The 20,525-nt window shown below is 57.1% G+C and carries 20 protein-coding genes; 11 read left to right on the forward strand and 9 right to left on the reverse strand.

Annotated elements, in window-relative coordinates:
* The first annotated feature begins 526 nt into the window (after positions 1-526).
* From mtlA to mtlR, 3 genes are all read left to right on the forward strand, one after another.
* Positions 527-2,437, forward strand: a complete 1,911-nt coding sequence (gene mtlA, locus BJF97_RS27920; protein WP_004855446.1) for a PTS mannitol transporter subunit IICBA — start codon at positions 527-529, stop codon at positions 2,435-2,437.
* Between the two features lie 127 nt (positions 2,438-2,564).
* A complete protein-coding gene (mtlD, locus tag BJF97_RS27925) occupies positions 2,565-3,713 on the forward strand; it encodes a mannitol-1-phosphate 5-dehydrogenase (RefSeq protein WP_032692971.1) in 1,149 nt (382 codons plus the stop codon).
* Positions 3,710-4,306, forward strand: coding sequence for a mannitol operon repressor MtlR (gene mtlR / locus BJF97_RS27930; RefSeq protein ID WP_014227228.1), 597 nt, complete (start codon positions 3,710-3,712; stop codon positions 4,304-4,306). The genes mtlD and mtlR overlap by 4 nt, the downstream gene beginning before the upstream one ends.
* Here mtlR and BJF97_RS27935 read toward each other — a convergent pair.
* Positions 4,295-4,519 (reverse strand): hypothetical protein, encoded by a 225-nt coding sequence (locus tag BJF97_RS27935; protein WP_004855451.1) that lies wholly within the window; start codon positions 4,517-4,519, stop codon positions 4,295-4,297. The genes mtlR and BJF97_RS27935 overlap by 12 nt on opposite strands.
* A gap of 275 nt (positions 4,520-4,794) precedes the next feature.
* Between BJF97_RS27935 and BJF97_RS27940 the strand changes: the two genes are divergently transcribed.
* On the forward strand, positions 4,795-5,157 hold the full coding sequence (locus BJF97_RS27940; RefSeq protein ID WP_014227229.1) for a YibL family ribosome-associated protein: 363 nt from the start codon (positions 4,795-4,797) through the stop codon (positions 5,155-5,157).
* Positions 5,158-5,354: 197 nt separating this feature from the next.
* Here the strand turns inward: BJF97_RS27940 and BJF97_RS27945 are convergent, their stop codons facing one another.
* Positions 5,355-6,341: an IS110 family transposase gene (locus BJF97_RS27945; RefSeq protein ID WP_032694515.1), complete on the reverse strand. Its 987-nt coding sequence runs from the start codon at positions 6,339-6,341 to the stop codon at positions 5,355-5,357.
* Between the two features lie 582 nt (positions 6,342-6,923).
* Between BJF97_RS27945 and lldP the strand changes: the two genes are divergently transcribed.
* The 4 genes from lldP to trmL all read left to right on the forward strand — a co-directional run bounded on the left by lldP (position 6,924) and on the right by trmL (position 11,184).
* The gene (lldP, locus tag BJF97_RS27950) at positions 6,924-8,579 is read left to right on the forward strand and encodes an L-lactate permease (protein WP_014227230.1); all 1,656 of its coding nucleotides are present in this window, start codon (positions 6,924-6,926) and stop codon (positions 8,577-8,579) included.
* Positions 8,576-9,349, forward strand: a complete 774-nt coding sequence (lldR, locus tag BJF97_RS27955; RefSeq protein WP_014227231.1) for a transcriptional regulator LldR — start codon at positions 8,576-8,578, stop codon at positions 9,347-9,349. Before lldP ends, lldR begins: the two co-directional genes overlap by 4 nt.
* A complete protein-coding gene (lldD, locus tag BJF97_RS27960; protein ID WP_025106767.1) occupies positions 9,349-10,584 on the forward strand; it encodes an FMN-dependent L-lactate dehydrogenase LldD in 1,236 nt (411 codons plus the stop codon). Before lldR ends, lldD begins: the two co-directional genes overlap by 1 nt.
* A gap of 126 nt (positions 10,585-10,710) precedes the next feature.
* Entirely contained in the window at positions 10,711-11,184 is a 474-nt protein-coding gene (gene trmL / locus BJF97_RS27965) for a tRNA (uridine(34)/cytosine(34)/5-carboxymethylaminomethyluridine(34)-2'-O)-methyltransferase TrmL (RefSeq protein WP_014227233.1), read from the forward strand.
* Between the two features lie 104 nt (positions 11,185-11,288).
* Here trmL and cysE read toward each other — a convergent pair whose 3' ends face one another.
* The 5 genes from cysE to BJF97_RS27990 form a co-directional block, all read right to left on the reverse strand.
* The gene (gene cysE / locus BJF97_RS27970; protein ID WP_004106845.1) at positions 11,289-12,110 is read right to left on the reverse strand and encodes a serine O-acetyltransferase; all 822 of its coding nucleotides are present in this window, start codon (positions 12,108-12,110) and stop codon (positions 11,289-11,291) included.
* An 80-nt stretch (positions 12,111-12,190) separates the two neighbouring features.
* Entirely contained in the window at positions 12,191-13,207 is a 1,017-nt protein-coding gene (gene gpsA, locus BJF97_RS27975; RefSeq protein ID WP_004855462.1) for an NAD(P)H-dependent glycerol-3-phosphate dehydrogenase, read from the reverse strand.
* Positions 13,207-13,674, reverse strand: coding sequence for a protein-export chaperone SecB (secB, locus tag BJF97_RS27980; RefSeq protein ID WP_004106849.1), 468 nt, complete (start codon positions 13,672-13,674; stop codon positions 13,207-13,209). Before secB ends, gpsA begins: the two co-directional genes overlap by 1 nt.
* A gap of 59 nt (positions 13,675-13,733) precedes the next feature.
* Positions 13,734-13,985, reverse strand: a complete 252-nt coding sequence (gene grxC, locus BJF97_RS27985) for a glutaredoxin 3 (RefSeq protein WP_004106850.1) — start codon at positions 13,983-13,985, stop codon at positions 13,734-13,736.
* A gap of 111 nt (positions 13,986-14,096) precedes the next feature.
* A complete protein-coding gene (locus BJF97_RS27990) occupies positions 14,097-14,528 on the reverse strand; it encodes a rhodanese-like domain-containing protein (RefSeq protein WP_032695101.1) in 432 nt (143 codons plus the stop codon).
* A 245-nt stretch (positions 14,529-14,773) separates the two neighbouring features.
* Here BJF97_RS27990 and gpmM point away from each other — a divergent pair, with 245 nt between their 5' ends.
* Genes gpmM through BJF97_RS28005 form a run of 3 tightly spaced genes read left to right on the forward strand, consistent with a single transcriptional unit; the run spans position 14,774 to position 18,538 of the window.
* Entirely contained in the window at positions 14,774-16,318 is a 1,545-nt protein-coding gene (gpmM, locus tag BJF97_RS27995; protein WP_014227235.1) for a 2,3-bisphosphoglycerate-independent phosphoglycerate mutase, read from the forward strand.
* Positions 16,319-16,327: 9 nt separating this feature from the next.
* The gene (gene envC, locus BJF97_RS28000) at positions 16,328-17,599 is read left to right on the forward strand and encodes a murein hydrolase activator EnvC (RefSeq protein WP_025107808.1); all 1,272 of its coding nucleotides are present in this window, start codon (positions 16,328-16,330) and stop codon (positions 17,597-17,599) included.
* Between the two features lie 3 nt (positions 17,600-17,602).
* Positions 17,603-18,538 (forward strand): divergent polysaccharide deacetylase family protein, encoded by a 936-nt coding sequence (locus tag BJF97_RS28005; RefSeq protein ID WP_032695102.1) that lies wholly within the window; start codon positions 17,603-17,605, stop codon positions 18,536-18,538.
* On the opposite strand, the gene BJF97_RS28010 is transcribed toward BJF97_RS28005, so the two are convergent.
* On the reverse strand, positions 18,535-19,332 hold the full coding sequence (locus BJF97_RS28010) for a glycosyltransferase family 2 protein (RefSeq protein WP_032695103.1): 798 nt from the start codon (positions 19,330-19,332) through the stop codon (positions 18,535-18,537). The genes BJF97_RS28005 and BJF97_RS28010 overlap by 4 nt on opposite strands.
* A gap of 161 nt (positions 19,333-19,493) precedes the next feature.
* The gene (tdh, locus tag BJF97_RS28015) at positions 19,494-20,519 is read right to left on the reverse strand and encodes an L-threonine 3-dehydrogenase (protein WP_004855475.1); all 1,026 of its coding nucleotides are present in this window, start codon (positions 20,517-20,519) and stop codon (positions 19,494-19,496) included.
* Positions 20,520-20,525 lie beyond the last annotated feature (6 nt).

Here is a 20,525-nt window from a genome sequence, read left to right on the forward strand (position 1 = left end):
CGGATTTACGCTAATTATTTTCAGGATGTGTGCCGGGCCGGATGAAAAAAGGCCGACAAAATGAGCATAATTCACCCGTATCATTTTCGCCATTGACGACTAAAATGTTCTTTAAGCGATTGCGTTACTGAGTGACGTATCAGCAAGCGGAACGCGGCATAACCTGCGCGAGATCACACCGGGCTAAATCCTGGTGAAAATATTTTGTGATGAACATCACAAACAAATAACAAAACGTCAAAGTAAATTTGTGATTTTCATCACATAAAAATGCATTATCCCCCCTTAAAACCCGGTCTGTTGTTTTTTTACACATCCATTTTGTGATGGAGATCACTACAAAAGACCATCACCGCCCTATATTCATGTGATCCAAATCACATAAAAATCCACCGACTGGACAGCTTAACGATTCAGTGCCAGATTTCGCACTATCACTCAGGGCCCGGCTACCTCTGCCGCCTTATTAACAACAAGCCTCGGGCTTTCAGCCTGCCGATAGCAAAAACAGAAGAAGGGGTGTTTTATGTCATCCGATATCAAGATCAAAGTGCAAAGCTTTGGTCGTTTCCTCAGCAATATGGTGATGCCAAATATCGGCGCGTTTATCGCGTGGGGTATTATCACCGCACTATTCATTCCGACAGGATGGTTACCGAACGAAACGCTGGCGAAGCTGGTCGGTCCGATGATCACCTATCTGCTGCCGCTGCTGATCGGTTATACCGGCGGTAAGCTGGTTGGCGGCGAGCGCGGCGGCGTGGTCGGCGCGATTACCACCATGGGCGTTATCGTCGGCGCGGATATGCCGATGTTCCTCGGCTCCATGATCGCCGGTCCGCTGGGCGGCTGGGCAATTAAAAAATTCGACGTCTGGGTAGACGGTAAGATCAAATCCGGTTTTGAGATGCTGGTGAATAACTTCTCCGCGGGCATCATCGGTATGATCCTCGCCATTCTGGCGTTCCTCGGCATTGGCCCGGCGGTTGAAGTCCTGTCGAAAATTCTGGCCGCAGGCGTTAACTTCATGGTGGCGCACGAGATGCTGCCGCTGGCCTCTATCTTTGTTGAACCGGCGAAAATCCTGTTCCTCAACAACGCCATTAACCACGGTATTTTCTCGCCGCTGGGTATTCAGCAATCCCACGAGCTGGGCAAATCCATCTTCTTCCTGATTGAAGCTAACCCGGGTCCGGGGATGGGCGTCCTGCTGGCGTATATGTTCTTCGGCCGCGGCAGCGCGAAACAGTCTGCAGGCGGTGCGGCAATCATCCACTTCCTCGGCGGTATTCACGAGATTTACTTCCCGTACGTGCTGATGAACCCGCGTCTGATTCTGGCCGTTATCCTCGGCGGGATGACCGGCGTATTCACCCTGACTATCCTCAACGGCGGGCTGGTCTCTCCGGCTTCTCCGGGTTCTATCCTCGCCGTGCTGGCGATGACGCCGAAAGGCGCTTACTTTGCTAACATCGCGGCGATTATTGCGGCGATGGCCGTCTCCTTCGTGGTCGCAGCCGTGCTGCTGAAAACCAGCAAAGTTAAAGAAGAAGATGATATCGAAGCCGCGACCCGTCGCATGCAGGATATGAAAGCGCAGTCCAAAGGCGGCGCCACGCCGCTGGCCGCTGGCGATGTCGCGAACGACCTGAGCCACGTGCGTAAAATCATCGTCGCCTGCGACGCCGGTATGGGCTCCAGCGCGATGGGCGCAGGCGTGCTGCGTAAAAAAGTGCAGGATGCCGGGCTGAGCAACATCTCCGTGACTAACAGTGCGATCAACAACCTGCCGCCGGATGTTGACCTGGTCATCACCCACCGCGACCTGACCGAGCGTGCGATGCGTCAGGTGCCGCAGGCGCAGCATATTTCGCTGACCAACTTCCTCGACAGCGGCCTGTACACCAGCCTGACCGAACGTCTGGTTTCGGCGCAGCGCCACACGGATAACGAAGAGAAAGTCCGCGACAGCCTGAAAGACAGCTTCGATGCGTCTGACACCAATCTGTTCAAACTCGGCGCGGAAAACATCTTCCTCGGTCGTAAAGCGGCGACCAAAGAAGAAGCGATTCTGTTTGCCGGCGAGCAGCTGGTGAAAGGCGGCTACGTTGAGCCGGAATACGTCCAGGCGATGCTGGACCGTGAAAAGCTGACCTCCACCTATCTGGGTGAGTCCATCGCGGTCCCGCACGGCACTATCGAAGCCAAAGATCGCGTTCTGAAAACCGGCATCGTCTTCTGCCAGTACCCGGAAGGCGTACGCTTCGGCGAAGAAGAGGACGAGGTGGCTCGCCTGGTTATCGGTATTGCCGCGCGTAATAACGAGCATATCCAGGTGATTACCAGCCTGACCAACGCCCTGGACGATGAATCGGTCATTGAGCGTCTGGCAAAAACCACCAGCGTTGAAGAAGTTCTGACGCTGCTGAAAGCGTAATCCGTCACCCGGCGGTGCGCCGGGCAACGCCCCCCTCTCTCCTTACGCGTGGGGAGAGAGGGCTGGGGTGAGGGAAACGCCTGACCCCAGCCCTCTCAGGTAAAAACATTAATTGAAGGTTAATACTATGAAAGCATTACATTTTGGCGCAGGTAATATCGGTCGTGGCTTTATCGGCAAACTGCTGGCGGACGCGGGGATACAGCTGACGTTTGCGGATGTAAATCAGGTCGTGCTCGATGCCCTGAATGCCCGTCATAGCTACCAGGTTCAAGTGGTCGGCGAGAATGAGCAGGTCGATACCGTTTCCGGCGTTGACGCCGTCAGCAGCATCGGCGACGAAGTTGTAGAGCTGATTGCCAGCGTGGATCTGGTGACCACCGCCGTCGGCCCGGTCGTGCTGGAACGCATCGCCCCGGCGATTGCCAAAGGCCTGGCCAAACGTAAGGCGCAGGGGATTACCGCCCCGCTGAATATCATCGCCTGCGAGAACATGGTCCGCGGCACCACCCAGCTGAAGGGTCACGTTTTTAACGCCCTCGCCGAAGAAGACAAAGCCTGGGTTGAAGCCAACGTCGGCTTCGTTGATTCCGCCGTTGACCGCATCGTTCCGCCATCTGCTTCCGCCACTCACGATCCGCTGGAAGTCACCGTGGAAACCTTCAGCGAGTGGATTGTCGATAAGACCCAGTTCAAAGGCGAACTGCTAAACATCCCAGGTATGGAATTAACCGATAACCTGATGGCATTTGTCGAACGTAAGCTATTCACCTTAAACACCGGACATGCTATAACCGCCTACCTCGGAAAACTGGCGGGTCATCAGACGATTCGCGACGCGATTCTTGATGAGCACATTCGCGCCGTGGTCAAAGGCGCCATGGAAGAGAGCGGCGCGGTGCTGATCAAACGCTATGCCTTTGATGCGCAAAAGCACGCCGCTTACATCCAGAAAATTATCGGTCGTTTTGAGAACCCGTATCTGAAGGATGACGTTGAGCGCGTTGGCCGCCAGCCGCTGCGCAAACTGAGCGCGGGCGACCGCTTAATTAAGCCGCTGCTCGGTACGCTGGAATACGGCCTGCCGCACCGCAATCTGGTGAAAGGGATCGCCGCTGCCATGCACTTCCGCAGCGAAGAAGACCCGCAGGCGCAGGAACTGGCGGCGCTGATTGCCGAGAAAGGCCCACAGGCCGCGCTGGCGCAGATTTCGGGTCTGGACGCAGCAAGCGAGGTGGTGGCGGAAGCCGTTAACGACTATAACGCCACCAAATGAGGCAAGACCTGGCGCGGTCCGAACCGCGCCCATTACTCATGTCAGATATGCAGGCAATAATGGAAGAAACACAGGCATTTGAAAACCGTGTGCTTGAACGTCTGAATGCTGGCAAAACCGTAAGAAGCTTCCTGATCGCCACCGTTGAACTGCTGACGGAAGCGGTCAATATTCTGGTGCTTCAGGTATTCCGTAAAGACGACTACGCGGTGAAATACGCAGTGGAGCCGTTGCTGGACGGCGACGGGCCGCTTGGCGACCTTTCTGTACGCCTGAAGCTGATTTACGGCCTTGGGGTGATTAGCCGCGCCGAATATGAAGACGCTGAACTGCTGATGGCCCTGCGCGAAGAGCTGAATCACGACGGTAATGAGTATAGCTTTACCGACGATGAGATCCTCGGACCGTTCGGCGAGCTGCACTGCGTCGCCGCCCTGCCGCCCACGCCGCAATTTGATGAGAGCGATGCTGAACTGCTGGCAATGCAAAAGCTGCGCTACCAGCAGGTCGTACGTTCCACAATGATGCTATCTCTGACCGAGCTGATTTCTAAAATCAGCTTAAAAAAAGCCTTTCAAAAATCAACGCTCTGATTCTGGCTCTTGCTGGTCGCACGTCGGCCGATAAAGCTGACGATAATACTCAAGACGCCGCAGAAATAGCGCTTCTTTATCTGCCGGGATATCCGGCGGTATATGCTGCAAACGCGGAGATTTTTTTAGATATTCCATAAAAGCCTGACTTGAAGCCATAAAATCTACGGCTTTATCAATAATGCGCGGTACGCTGTCGCCTATTTTTGCCATCACGCTCTCCTCTTTTGGGGGAATGATCCTATTAAGGATTAGCCAAAAACAGGGTTTCAGATGAGGAAAACGTGCTGAATGGCCGTCAGGCTTCACAGAAATGAATATTCGCCGACTCTGGGTTAAAATGCTTTTTATATTCAATAAGTTATAATATGCCGCTGCGGTTGTTATGAGCAAAAAACGGCGACGTTTTGATAAATAACTACCCACAACCCAAGCGACAGCACATACTATAGTCTGATAACGCCCCTTTCTTAATAGATTAAGCCACCATGAAAGAAGTCGAAAAAAACGAAATTAAACGTCTGAGCGATCGTCTTGACGCTATCCATCACCAGCAGGCCGACCTGTCCCTGGTCGACGCCGCAGAAAAATACGCCGAGCTGGAAAAAGAGAAAGCCACCATTGAGACGGAACTCGTTCGCCTGCGTGAGGTTCAGGGCCAGAAGCTGAGCAAAGAAGCGCAAAAGCTGATGAGCATGCCGCATCGCCGCGCCATCACCAAAAAAGAGCAGGCCGATATGGGTAAGCTCAAGAAAAGCGTACGCGGTCTGGTTGTTGTCCACCCGATGACCGCGCTGGGCCGCGAAATGGGCCTCAAAGAGATGACCGGCTTCTCAAAAACCGCGTTCTGATATCTTCATCCCGTGAATCTCCCGGCTCGCGCTACGCTTAGCCGGGCTACGGGTTCACTGCCCTCTGCAGACCGGTAGCCCGGATAGATGCGCAGCGCCTCCGGGAAATTCAGCTACTCTGCGCTCTGCTCCCCGGTCGCGGCTAACGCCTTACCGGGGCTACGGGTTCACCGCCGTCTGCGGACCGGTAGATACTGTTATGCCATGCAAGCATTTTTCGAATGCAGTGTGGCATCGAACGGGCGTCCTGATTTCAGGACGCCGTATGCGACCTGCGCCAGCTTCCTCATCATCGCCCCGATTATCAGCTTTGCATTTTTTCCGTTCTTCTCCAGCCGTTCCCTGAACTCCCTGCCCCATTCTGTTTTATACAGCGTCACCATCGCCGGCATATACAACGCCCGACGCAGCGATACATGGCCCATTTTACTCATCCTGCTTACCCGCCTGATACTGCTGCCTGATTCATGTTGCCGGGGCGTCAGACCCGCATACGCCGCGAACTGCCTCGCCTCCCTGAACCTCTCTTTCAGCCCCACATAAGCCAGCAGCACCGCTGAAGTTTTCGGGCCAATGCCCGGGATACTGTCCAGCAGTTTGCGCCGGTGTTTCATATCCGGGTCATCATCCGTCAGGTCTTTTATCTGCTTTTCAAGACGTTTCAGTTCCGTATCCAGCCACAGCAGATGCATGTCTATGCTCGGCAACTGAACATCACGCGCGCTTTCACGCCGGTTCTGCTCCTGAACATGCATCTCTGTCAGCGCCTGATGCCGCAGAACCAGCGCCCGCAGGGCACGTTCAACCGGATGTGGCGCTTCCCATATCGCCGGGCGTTTCTCCCGGCAAAAATACGCCAGCTGGCGGGCATCCACCGTATCAGTTTTGCTGCGTATTCCCTGACTCTGGACGAACGCTTTGCTGAGCATCGGATTGATAACAGAGACCTGATACCCTGCGTCAGAGAGATGAGCGGCGACATCTTCCATATACGTCCCGGTCGCTTCCATGCAGATATGGGCATGGATGACCTGATGTCCCCGCAACCAGTTGACGAGCTCGTCATGACCTCCGGGGGTGTTGGCAAATTTCTTGCTGCGGTGACGGCCATCAGGCCGCAACATATTGACATCGAGTTTAGCTTTGGCAACATCAATGCCAATAAAGTGAATTTCGTTTTCCATGGTGTAACCATCCTTGCAAATACGGGGTACCGGGTGAACCGGTCCATGATACTGTTCGGTTTATCACTTGTGGATAACGGTGGTCTGGTGCGGGATCTACCAAACAGACTAAAAGTCTGAGCCCGGACACGGCATCCGGACCACCACCAGAGGGAACTGGCCGGTTCTCTCTGGATTTTTTAATAATACAAGCCCGGACAGATGCGCAGCATCGCCTCCGGGAAATTCAGCTACTCTGCGCTCTGCTCCCCGGTCGCGGCTAACGCCTTACCGGGGCTACGGGTTCACCGCCGTCTGCGGGCCGGTAGCCCGGACAGATGCGCAGCATCGCCTCCGGGACAGGCTCTGTTTCAAACGTCATTCCCCACTAATTGGCCCTACCAATGTTTTCTTAAATCGTCCAATGGTTCACATATCCATCATTTTTCGTCACAGACATATTGCTCATCAATAACATTTGATTAACTATTCGTTGTCGTTAATCCTACAATCGCAATTTGGCTGGGCCAGTTTTACAAATGATGTGACCTGCTAAGAGCGCAAGACTCAGCACGGCATCATAACGGCCCGATGGAGACCTGCATGAACCTCTGGCAACAAAATTACGATCCGGCCGGCAACATCTGGCTATCGAGTCTTATCGCATCGCTACCGATTCTGTTTTTCTTTTTTGCCCTGATAAAGCTCAAGCTGAAAGGGTACGTTGCCGCGACCTGGACCGTGCTCATTGCGCTCTCCGTCGCCCTGCTGTTCTACAAAATGCCGGTTGACCACGCGCTGGCCTCCGTCATCTACGGCTTCTTCTACGGCCTGTGGCCAATCGCGTGGATTATTATCGCCGCGGTCTTCGTCTATAAAATCTCGGTGAAAACCGGGCAGTTCGACATTATCCGCTCATCGATTTTGTCGATCACCCCGGACCAGCGTCTGCAAATGCTGATTGTCGGTTTCTCCTTCGGCGCGTTCCTCGAAGGGGCCGCCGGTTTTGGCGCGCCGGTCGCCATCACCGCAGCGCTGCTGGTGGGGCTCGGCTTTAACCCGCTGTATGCGGCGGGCCTGTGTCTGATCGTTAACACCGCGCCGGTCGCGTTTGGCGCGATGGGCATTCCGATTCTGGTCGCCGGACAGGTGACGGGCCTCGACAGCTTCGAAATCGGCCAGATGGTTGGCCGTCAGCTGCCGTTCCTGACCATCATCGTCCTGTTCTGGATCATGGCGATTATGGACGGCTGGCGCGGCATTAAAGAGACCTGGCCTGCGGTCATGGTCGCCGGCGGCTCCTTTGCTATCGCTCAGTACCTCAGCTCTAACTTCCTCGGCCCGGAGCTGCCGGACATTATCTCTTCGCTGGTATCGCTGGTCTGTCTGACGCTGTTCCTCAAACGCTGGCAGCCGGTACGCATCTTCCGCTTCGGCGATATGGGCGCATCGCAGGTCGATATGAACCTGGCCCGCACGCATTACACGCCGGGACAGGTGATTCGCGCCTGGTCGCCGTTCCTGTTTCTGACCGCGACGGTGACCCTGTGGAGCGTGCCGCCGTTCAAAGCGCTCTTCGCCCCCGGCGGCGCGATGTACGATTTTGTGATTAATATTTCCGTGCCGTTCCTCGACAAAATGGTGGCCCGCATGCCGCCGGTGGTTAGCGAAGCCACGCCGTACGCCGCGGTCTATAAGTTTGACTGGCTCTCCGCCACCGGCACCGCCATCCTGTTCGCCGCGCTGCTTTCCATCGTCTGGCTGCGCATGAAGCCAAAAGACGCGATCTCGACCTTTGGCAGCACGCTGAAAGAGCTGGCGCTGCCGATTTACTCCATCGGCATGGTGCTGGCGTTCGCCTTTATTTCCAACTATTCCGGTCTATCCTCAACGCTGGCGCTTGCGCTGGCGCACACCGGTCATGCATTTACCTTCTTCTCGCCGTTCCTCGGCTGGCTGGGGGTATTTCTGACCGGTTCGGATACCTCGTCTAACGCGCTGTTTGCCGCGCTGCAGGCCACGGCGGCCCAGCAGATTGGCGTCTCCGATATCCTGCTGGTCGCAGCGAACACCACCGGCGGCGTGACCGGGAAAATGATCTCTCCGCAGTCTATCGCCATCGCCTGTGCGGCGGTCGGTCTGGTAGGTAAGGAGTCCGATCTGTTCCGCTTTACCGTCAAACACAGCCTGATTTTCACCTGTATGGTCGGCGTTATCACCACGCTGCAGGCGTATGTCTTAACCTGGATGATCCCGTGATAGTGATGCCAAAACGCCTTGCCGACGACGTCGCCCGTCGCGTGCGGGCGCTGATTGAAGAACAAAAGCTGGAGGCGGGCATGCGATTGCCCGCCGAACGTCAGCTGGCGGCGCAACTGGGCGTATCGCGCAATTCGCTGCGCGAAGCGCTGGCGATGCTGGTCAACGAAGGGGTGCTGCTCAGCCGTCGCGGCGGCGGCACCTTCGTGCGCTGGCAGCACGAAGCGTGGTCGGAGCAAAACATCGTTCAACCGCTGAAGACGCTGCTCTCCGACGACCCCGATTACAGCTTTGATATTCTCGAAGCCCGTCACGCCATCGAAGCCAGTACCGCCTGGCATGCGGCGATGCGGGCAACCGATGCCGAAAAAGAGAAAATCCGCCTCTGCTTTGAAGCCACCCAAAGCGAAGACCCTGACCTGGCCTCGCAGGCCGATGTCCGCTTCCATCTGGCGATCGCCGAAGCGTCGCACAACGTGGTGCTGCTGCAAACCATGCGCGGTTTTTTTGACCTTTTACAGTCCTCAGTCAAGGAGAGCCGCCAGCGGATGTATCTCGTCCCGCCGGTCTTCGCTCGCCTGACCGAACAGCACCAGGCGGTCATGGAGGCGATTATCGCCGGTGACCCGGAAGGTGCCAGACAGGCGATGATGGCCCATTTGGGCTTTGTTCACGCCACCATCAAACGCTTTGATGAAGACCAGGCCCGCCAGGCGCGAATTACCCGCCTGCCCGGTGACCATAACGAAAATTCCAGGGAGAACTTGTGATGATTATTTCCGCCGCCAGCGACTACCGCGCCGCCGCACAGCGTATCCTGCCACCGTTCCTGTTCCACTATATCGACGGCGGCGCTTACGCCGAGCACACCCTGCGCCGCAACGTTGAGGACCTGTCCGACGTCGCGCTCCGCCAGCGCATTCTGCGCAATATGTCGGACCTGAGCCTGGAAACCACCTTATTCAACGAAAAGCTGGCGATGCCAACGGCGCTGGCGCCGGTGGGGCTGTGCGGGATGTACGCTCGCCGCGGTGAAGTGCAGGCCGCCGGCGCGGCGGATGAAAAAGGTATTCCGTTTACCCTCTCTACCGTTTCCGTCTGCCCGATTGAAGAGGTCGCCCCGACCATTAAGCGCCCGATGTGGTTCCAGCTGTACGTCCTGCGCGACCGCGGTTTTATGCGCAATGCGCTGGAGCGGGCGAAGGCGGCGGGCTGTTCAACGCTGGTCTTTACCGTCGATATGCCGACCCCCGGCGCGCGCTATCGCGATGCTCACTCCGGGATGAGCGGCCCGAACGCGGCAATGCGCCGCTACTGGCAGGCGGTGACCCATCCGCAGTGGGCATGGGACGTCGGGTTAAACGGCCGTCCGCACGATTTGGGCAACATCTCCGCCTACCTCGGCAAGCCGACCGGTCTGGAGGATTATATCGGCTGGCTGGCGAATAACTTCGATCCTTCGATTTCCTGGAAAGACCTTGAGTGGATCCGCGACTTTTGGGACGGTCCGATGGTGATCAAGGGGATCCTCGATCCGGAAGACGCCCGCGATGCGGTGCGCTTCGGCGCTGACGGGATCGTGGTTTCCAACCACGGCGGCCGCCAGCTCGACGGCGTGCTCTCTTCCGCTCGCGCTCTGCCCGCGATTGCCGACGCGGTTAAAGGCGATATTACAATTCTTGCCGACAGCGGTATTCGCAACGGCCTTGATGTGGTGCGGATGATTGCCCTCGGCGCCGATAGCGTGCTGCTGGGCCGGGCTTATCTGTATGCGCTGGCCACCCACGGCAAACAGGGCGTCGCCAATCTGCTGAACCTGATCGAGAAAGAGATGAAGGTGGCGATGACGCTGACCGGCGCGAAAACCATCGGCGAAATCAGCCGTGAATCTTTAGTCCAGAACGCCGATGCGCTGCGGACCTTTGATGCGATCAAAGCGGGAAACGCGGCGGTTATCCCTGACCCTCTCCCACAGGGAGAGGGAACCGTCCGGCAGGCGGGTTAACGTCCTCATCAGGCCATCCGGCTCACAGGCCGGCGCCGGTTTTCTCCCGCTCTCTTTCCGGGAGAGGAGCAGGGTGAGGGTTAGCCGAATATCTGCTATTCTGCCCCCCGCAATTAAGGGGGCAGCATGCTTAACATCGTCTTATTCGAACCAGAAATCCCGCCAAATACCGGGAATATCATCCGCCTGTGCGCCAACACCGGCTTCAATCTGCATATTATCGAACCCATGGGTTTTGCCTGGGACGATAAGCGTCTTCGCCGCGCAGGTCTGGATTACCACGAGTTTGCTGCCGTCCAGCGCCATGGTGATTACGCCGCCTTTATTGAAAGCGCAAAGCCGCAGCGCCTGTTCGCCCTGACGACCAAAGGGACGCCGGCGCACAGCGCGGTAAGCTATCAGGACGGCGATTTTCTGCTGTTTGGCCCGGAAACCCGCGGACTGCCGGGCAGCATTCTTGATGCTCTGCCGGCAGAACAAAAAATCCGTATTCCGATGATGCCGGACAGCCGCAGCATGAACCTGTCAAATGCGGTGTCGGTGGTGGTCTATGAAGCCTGGCGCCAGCTGGGCTATCCCGGCGCGGTGCTGCGCAGCTGAGCTCGCTTTCTCCCGGAGGCGGCGCGTAGCGCCTGTCCGGGCTACCAGACAGCGCTCGGTTTTGTAGCCCGGACAGATGCGCAGCATCGCCTCCGGGAAATCAATCAAATACCGTCGCCGTACTCGAAGGTATGGTGTATGCCGTTAAAGTGCTGATCCATATCCATCGCGGGCTTATCGCTCTCCGGCTTGCCCACAATGCGGGCGGGAACGCCTGCGGCGGTAGTATGCGGCGGCACCGGCTGTAGCACCACCGAACCCGCGCCGATTTTTGCCCCGCGTCCGACTTCGATATTGCCGAGGATTTTCGCCCCGGCGCCAATCATCACCCCTTCGCGAATTTTCGGATGACGATCGCCGCTGGTTTTACCGGTACCGCCCAGGGTCACGGATTGCAGAATCGATACGTCGTCTTCAATCACCGCCGTTTCGCCGACGACGATGCCGGTGGCGTGGTCCAGCATGATCCCGCGACCAATCTTCGCCGCCGGGTGGATATCCACCTGGAACGATACGGAAACCTGATTTTGCAGGAAGATCGCCAGCGCCCGACGCCCCTGATTCCACAGCCAGTGGCCGATACGATAGGCCTGCAGCGCGTGGAATCCTTTCAGATAGAGCAGCGGGGTGGAGTATTTATCCACCGCCGGGTCGCGCGTTCGCACCGCCTGAATATCGCAGGCGGCGGAGGCGATCATTTCCGGGTCGGCGGCGTAGGCCTCTTCCACCACTTCACGAATCGCGATGGCGGGCATGATCGGAGAAGCCAGTTTATTCGCCAGCATATAGCTCAGGGCGCTGCCGAGATTTTCGTGCTTGAGTAGCGTGGCGTGGTAAAAACTGGCGAGCATTGGCTCACAGTCAGCTAAAGCCCGAGCTTCGGCTTTAATATTATTCCAGACGATATCCAGTTCTTCACACGGCATTGCTGACTCCAGACGATATAATAATGACCGGCCAGTTCTTTGCTGGCCGGGTCATTCAGGTGATCCAGGTTCCATCGCAGTTAGTTGCTACGCTCGTCCTTGCGTGCACGACCTAATAAGGTCAATGCTGCCTCGCGCGCAATTTTTCCGCAATACAATACCTGATAAATTTCCTCGGTTATTGGCATTTCGACGCCTAAACGCTGCGCCAGAACGCGAACCTCTTTGGTATTGCGATAGCCTTCAACCACCTGGCCAATCTTCTCCTGCGCGCTTTGCACATCCATGCCCTGACCGAGCATCATGCCGAAGCGGCGGTTACGCGACTGGTTATCGGTGCAGGTGAGCACCAGATCGCCTAAGCCCGCCATCCCCATAAAGGTCTCCGGATCGGCGCCCAGGGCCTCCCCGAGGCGCGACATCTCAACCAGCCCGCGGGTAATCAGCGCGGTACGCGCGTTGGCGCCAAAGCCGATGCCGTCAGACATGCCGGCGCCGATAGCGATGACGTTTTTCACCGCCCCGCCGAGCTGTACGCCGATAAAGTCCGGGTTGATATAGACGCGGAAGCTCTTGCCGCAGTGCAGCAGGCTTTGCAAATCGTCAGCGAACTGCGGATCCGTCGACGCCAGCGAGATCGCCGTCGGCAGGCCTGCCGCCAGCTCTTTCGCGAAGGTCGGGCCGGAAATCACCGCCAGGGGGATCGCGTCGCCCAGCGCTTCACGGGCCACGTCCTGCAGCAGGCGCCCGGTTTCCGCTTCCAGACCTTTCGTCGCCCATACCAGGCGAGCGTCGGGGCGCATCAGCGGTTTAATCTGCCGCAGCACCTGGCCGAAAACGTGGCTCGGCACGACGACGAGGATATCGCGGCTGGCCGCCAGCGCGGTCGCCAGATCGCTTTCCAGATGCAGCGTGTCGGGGAAAGGAACGTCAGGAAGAAATGCGGCGTTGCAGCGGTCGTGCTGCAGCGTCGCAATATGTTTCGGGTCATGGCCCCACAGCACAACGTGGTGGCCATTTCTTGCCAGGGTGATGGCAAGAGCGGTGCCGTAAGAGCCGGCACCGATCACAGTCATTGCAGCGTTAAGCGCGTTCATCAGGCATCCTGATGTTGTTCAGCACCTTCGCCAGCCTGCTGCTGCAGATAGTTCATAAACAGCGCATCGAAGTTCACTGGCGCAAGGTTCAGTTGCGGGAAGGTGCCGCGGGAAACCAGGCTGGTGATGCACTCACGCGCGTACGGGAACAGAATGTTCGGGCAGTATGCGCCGAGGCAGTGCGCCATCTGGGTGCCGTCGATGCCTTCGATGGAGAAAATACCGCCCTGCTGTACTTCGCACAGGAATGCGGTTTCTTCGCCCAGAGAGGCGGTTACGGTCACGCGCAGCACCACTTCATACACGCCTTCAGCCAGCTGGCTGGAAGCGGTGTCCAGATCAAGTTTAACTTCCGGCTGCCAATCTTTCTGGAAAACTTGCGGCGCGTTCGGCGCTTCAAAAGAAATATCTTTGGTGTAGATGCGCTGAATCTGGAAAGTCATTTCGGTGCTGTTTTGTTCTGACATAGTAAAACCCTTTCGTGTTGTCCTTAAGTACGCCCGTCCAATGGGGATGAGCGCAAAAATTAGCGCAGGAGGGGATCGAGTCCACCACGTGAATCAAGCGCGTACAAGTCGTCACAGCCGCCAATGTGCTGCGCATCAATAAAAATCTGCGGAACCGTCGTTCGACCGCTGCGCTGAATCATCTCTTCACGCTTCGCAGCATCGCCATCGATAGGCAACTCGTTGAACGTCACGCCCTTGCTGTTCAGCAGCGCTTTTGCACGTACGCAGAACGGGCAGGTCGCTTTGGTATAGATATCAATATTGGCCATGACTTCACTCCTGTTTTTACCCCCGAGAGTTTTACGCCGCAGGCGTTGTTTTCCCGCTGACGAATAGCCGCCGCAGGGAAAACCGCGCTACGCCATAAAGACGCGGGTAAATTATTTACCGCGTACCAGCGGAAGGTTCTCGCCGCTCCAGCCAGCGATGCCTTCTTTCAGTACGAAGACCTTTTCAAAACCGGCTTTGTTCAGCGCGCTGGCGGGTTCTTGCGCCTGCATACCTGAGCCGTCTACCACTATAATGGGTTGTGCTTTGTGCTTTTCCAACTCGCCGACGTTATTTGCTTTGATATCGCTCGGCAGCAGGTTAATAGAACCCGCAATGTGGCCTTTACGGAAATCGTCACGCTGACGCAGGTCGACAACCACGGCATCTTCTTTGTTGATCAGGCGCGTCGCTTCACCGCGGGTGATGACTTTAACTTTCGACATCAGCCCTTTAAAGGTGGAGAACAGCACCGCCACCAGCAGCGCGACCCACGCGATGCTCAGGACGGGGTGACGGCTGATGAATTGCATAATTTCTTGCATGGGGGGTTACAACTCCCGACTAAGTGATAAAAAAACCAGGGAAGGAGTATACCTGTGCATTGCGGCAAATACAGCCAGTGAGCGCGATGTAATGTATTTTCTGCGGCCCGTCACGAAAAAAAACCGCTCTCGCCGCGGCAATGCGCTCTGGCCGCCCTCTTTCTTTGATCTTTTACGGTGATTTGATCGATTCAGCTGTAGTAAAATTACGCAAATTTTCTGTCTTTGAGCATGAGGTTGTCGCAATGTCGGTTTCTAAAAAACCTATGGTACTGGTGATTCTGGATGGCTATGGCTACCGTGAAGACCAGCAGGATAACGCTATTTACAGCGCCAAAACCCCTGTTATGGACGCACTGTGGGCGAAACGTCCGCATACCCTGATTGATGCTTCAGGCCTGGAAGTCGGTCTGCCGGATCGTCAAATGGGCAACTCCGAAGTGGGCCACGTCAACCTCGGCGCGGGCCGTATCGTGTATCAGGATCTCACCCGCCTGGACGTTGAAATCAAAGAACGCACCTTCTTCGCCAACCCGGTACTGACCGGCGCGGTCGATAAAGCCGTTGCCGCAGGCAAAGCCGTGCATATCATGGGCCTGATGTCTCCGGGCGGCGTCCACAGCCACGAAGACCACATCATGGCGATGGTTGAGCTGGCAGCCGAACGCGGCGCGGATAAAATCTATCTGCACGCCTTCCTCGACGGCCGCGATACTCCGCCGCGCAGCGCTGAAAAGACGCTGGCGAAATTCGAAGACAAATTTGCCGCGCTGGGCAAAGGCCGCGTCGCCTCGATCGTTGGCCGCTACTACGCCATGGACCGCGACAACCGTTGGGACCGCGTTGAGCAGGCTTACGATCTGATGACCCTGGCAAAAGGCGAGTTCCAGGCCGATACCGCCGTTGCGGGCCTGCAGGCCGCTTATGCGCGCGATGAAAACGATGAGTTCGTGAAAGCGACCGTTATTCGCGCTGAAGGCCAGGCCGATGCGGCGATGGAAGACGGCGATGCGCTGATTTTCATGAACTTCCGCGCCGACCGCGCGCGCGAAATTACCCGCGCCTTCGTTAACGCCGATTTCGACGGCTTCGCCCGTAAGAAAGTGGTGAACCTCGATTTCGTCATGCTGACCGAGTACGCCGCGGACATTAAAGTCGCCTGCGCTTATCCGCCGGCATCTCTGGTGAACACCTTCGGCGAATGGATGGCGAAGAACGACAAAACCCAGCTGCGCATCTCCGAAACTGAAAAATACGCTCACGTGACCTTCTTCTTCAACGGCGGCGTTGAAGAGCCGTTCAAAGGCGAAGAGCGCATTCTGATCAATTCACCGAAGGTCGCCACCTACGATCTGCAGCCGGAAATGAGCTCCGCTGAGCTGACCGAAAAACTGGTTGCCGCCATCAAGGGTGGTCAGTTCGACACCATCATCTGTAACTACCCGAATGGCGATATGGTTGGCCACACCGGCGTAATGGAAGCCGCCGTTAAAGCGGTCGAAGCGCTGGATGACTGCATCGACCAGGTGAGCAAAGCCGTTGAATCCGTTGGCGGACAGCTGCTGATCACCGCAGACCACGGCAACGCCGAGCAGATGCGCGATCCGGCCACCGGCCAGGCGCACACCGCGCACACCAACCTGCCGGTTCCGCTGATTTACGTTGGCGATAAAAACGTCAAAGCGGTCAACGGCGGCAAACTTTCCGACATCGCGCCGACCATGCTGACGCTGATGGGAATGGAAATCCCGCAAGAGATGACTGGCAAGCCGCTGTTCATCGTGGAATAATCCTTCCCCATGAGGGGAAAGGCGACGTATTCAACTACATGGATCGCAACGGCAGTTCGATCCGTCTTTTACGCCAGCGCGCTTAGCGCTGGCGTATTGCTGTGCGCCGCATCTGCTCACGCCGACGATCGCGACCAGCTTAAATCCATTCAGGCCGATATCGCCGCTAAACAGCGGGCGATTAAGCAGCAGCAGCAGCAGCGCGCTTCCCTGGTCGCCCAGCTTAAAGCGCAGGAGGAGGCCATCTCCGCCGCCGCGCGCAAGCTGCGCGAAACCCAGGAAACGCTGAACCAGCTGAATAAGCAGATCGACGAAATGAACGCCGCGCTGGCCAAGCTGGAGCGTCAGCGCGCCTCGCAGGAGCGTAACCTTTCCGCGCAGCTCGACGCCGCGTTTCGTCAGGGGCCGCATACCGGCATCCAGATGATCCTCAGCGGCGAAGAGGGGCAGCGTAATCAGCGCCTGCAGGCCTACTTTGGCTATCTGAACCAGGCGCGCCAGGAAACCATCGCCCAGCTGAAGAAAACCCGCGAAGACGTGGCGGTGCAAAAATCGATGCTGGAAGAGAAACAGAGCCAGCAGCAAACCCTGGTGTACGAACAGCGCGCCCAGCAGAGCAAGCTGGAGCAGGCGCGCAACGAACGTAAAAAGACCCTCGCCAGCCTGGAATCCTCCATTCAGCAAGGCCAGCAGCAGCTCAGCGAGATGCGGGCTAACGAATCACGCCTGCGCGGCCGTATCGCCCAGGCGGCGGCGGCGGCCAAAGCGCGGGCGGATCGCGAAGCCCGCGAAGCGCAGGATGTGCGCGATCGCCAGCAGGAAGCCTCGCGTAAAGGCACCACCTACAAACCTACCGAAAGCGAACGCTCGCTGATGTCCCGCACCGGCGGACTTGGCTCACCGCGCGGCCAGGCATTCTGGCCGGTTCGCGGCTCAATTCTCCATCGCTATGGCGAACAGCTGCAAGGTGAACTACGTTGGAAGGGGATGGTTATCGCTGCGTCTGAAGGCACCGAGGTCAAAGCCGTTGCCGATGGTCGGGTTATTCTCGCCGACTGGCTGCAGGGCTATGGCCTGGTGGTGGTCGTTGAACACGGCAAAGGCGACATGAGTCTTTACGGCTATAACCAAAGCGCGCTGGTCAGCGTCGGCACTCAGGTCCGGGCGGGCCAGCCGATCGCTCTCGTAGGCAGCAGCGGCGGTCAGGGCCGTCCGTCGCTCTATTTCGAAATTCGCCGCCAGGGTCAGGCGGTCAATCCACAGCCGTGGTTGGGAAGATAAGTTTTGCTTCAATTTCGCAGAATTGCACTCGCGGTAACCGGTACGCTGGTTATGGCGTCGCCGGTTTTTGCCGGCAAACTCTCCATTGTTATCGACGACTTTGGCTATCGTCCACAAACGGAAAACCAGGTGCTGGCGCTGCCAGCGACGATCTCCGTTGCCGTCCTTCCTAATGCGCCCCACGCCCGAGAAATGGCGACCAGAGCGCATAATCTCGGCCACGAGGTGCTCATCCACCTGCCAATGGCGCCGCTCAGCAAACAGCCGCTGGAAAAAGACACCCTCCGCCCGGATATGAACAGCAGCGAGATAGAGCGCATTATCCGCGAAGCCTACGGTAAGGTTCCGTACGCCGTGGGGCTGAATAACCATATGGGCAGCGCCATGACGTCGAATCTCTTCGGTATGCAGAAGGTGATGCAGGCGCTCGAGCGCTACAATCTCTACTTCCTCGATAGCGTCACCATCGGCAATACCCAGGCCATGCGCGCGGCGCAGGGCACCGGCGTAAAGGTGATTAAGCGTAAGGTTTTCCTCGACGATACCCAAAACGAAGCGGATATCCGCTATCAGTTCAACCGCGCTATCGCTTTGGCGCGGCGCAACGGCTCCGCCATTGCTATCGGCCACCCGCACCCGACGACGGTGCGCGTGCTGCAGCAGATGGTGTATAACCTGCCGCCGGATATCACTCTGGTTCGCCCGAGCAGCCTGCTCAACGAGCCGCAGGTGGATACCTCAACGCCGAACACAGCGCCGCCGTCCGTTCAGCCGCCGCGCAATCCGTTCCGCGGCGTGAAACAGTGCAAATCTAAGCGCCCGCCGGAGCCGGTCAACGCCAGCCGCTTCTTTACCATTCTTAGCGAAAGCATCACTCAGAGCACGCTGGTGCAGTATTACCAGCTAAAGTGGCAGGGCTGGGATAAGCCCACAAACTAAATCATCCGGGAATCCGTGTGCTTATCCGCCGCGGATTCCGGCTTGTCCTGATGGGCATACCAGGCTTTAAAGTATTTAAGAAAGCTGTAACAGGTCGCGTAAAGCCCGGTGACCACGCCAACCTTGCCCTTTCGCCACGCTCCGCTGAACAGATACCACTTAAAGAAAGCGCCAATCGCGCTGATCGCTCCGCGCGCAAGAGACGGCCTGATTTTCTGGTGTTTAACCAGCCGCGTGGTGTAGCTATTGAGCTTACTAAACACTTCATGCAGGGAGTAGAAGGTATCGTGGCGCACGAATCCCGGTAGCCGGGCAGAGTGCGTAAAGCCAACCAACTGATCGTCTACCGGCCGATCGTTGAACCTGGCGACGGAGCGGTTAAACAAGCGAACCGGGAAATCCGGCGATGATACCGGATAAATGGTGCGCACCTCTTCACCCAGCACGAACCAGTAGCGCGGCAGACGCCATGCGCAGGCGGGGTCCGGCTCATCGCCGGCCTTGAGCGCCAGAATTGCCGCCACCACCTCGTCGTCAAGGATCTCATCGCTGTCCACACACAGCACCCAGTCGTGGCGGGCCAGAGAGGTCGCATAATTCATCTGCGTACCGTGAGCGGTATAAGGATGATGGTGAACGGAGAGACCGAACTGTTGGCAAATCTGCAGCGTAGCATCCGTACTGCCTGAATCGACGACGATAAATTCATCAGCCACCCTGAGCAGCGGTGGTAACACCTCCCGTAATAAGCGGGATGAATTACAGGTCAATAAGCATACAGAAAGTTTAAGCATAATCTTTATAGGGTTAAACCATGGTTAAACTGACTGTATAAACGAATAGGCGAGAAAGCGATTTAGAAAAAGTGCGGAGTGGATTAAGTATCACAAAATTGTAGGATAACTCTCAAAAAAGCGCCCGTGGGCGCTTTTTTACCATCCTGACCGGGGCGGAATTAATCCCAGCTGAGAATGACTTTGCCAGACTGGCCGGAGCGCATCGCGTCAAAGCCCTGCTGGAAATCATCAATGCCAAAGCGGTGGGTGATGATCGGCGACAGATCGAGCCCGGACTGAATGAGCGCGGCCATCTTGTACCAGGTTTCGAACATTTCGCGACCATAAATCCCTTTGATAAACAGCCCCTTGAAAATCACCTTGGTCCAGTCGATAGACATATCCGACGGCGGAATACCCAGCATGGCAATACGCCCGCCGTGGTTCATGGTATCGAGCATGGTGCGGAACGCCGGCGGCGCGCCGGACATCTCCAGACCCACGTCGAAACCCTCGGTCATGCCCAGCTCGGCCATCACATCGTTAAGGTTCTCTTTCGCCACGTTCACCGCCCGGGTGACGCCCATTTTGCGCGCCAGCTCCAGGCGATATTCGTTAACGTCGGTAATCACGACGTTGCGCGCGCCAACGTGTTTCGCCACCGCGGCGGCCATCACGCCGATCGGGCCGGCGCCGGAAACCAGCACATCTTCACCGACGAGGTCGAATGAAAGCGCGGTATGCACGGCGTTGCCAAACGGATCGAAAATCGACGCCAGATCGTCAGAGATATTGTCGGGGATTTTAAAGGCGTTAAACGCCGGGATCACCAGATATTCGGCAAAACAGCCCGGACGGTTGACGCCGACGCCCGTCGTATTGCGGCACAGATGCGTACGCCCGGCGCGGCAGTTACGGCAGTGGCCGCAGGTGATATGCCCTTCGCCGGAAACGCGGTCGCCCAGCTTAAAGCCGCGAACTTCCTGACCGATACCCACCACTTCGCCGACGTATTCATGCCCCACCACCATCGGAACCGGAATGGTCTTTTGCGACCACTCGTCCCAGTTGTAGATATGCACGTCGGTACCGCAAATCGCGGTCTTGCGAATTTTAATCAGCAGATCGTTGTGGCCGACTTCCGGTTCCGGTACGTCGGTCATCCAGATGCCTTCTTCCGCCTTCAGTTTGGATAACGCTTTCATCTCACA

Source organism: Klebsiella sp. LTGPAF-6F (assembly GCF_001753185.1).
In the GTDB taxonomy this organism is placed as follows: domain Bacteria; phylum Pseudomonadota; class Gammaproteobacteria; order Enterobacterales; family Enterobacteriaceae; genus Klebsiella; species Klebsiella michiganensis.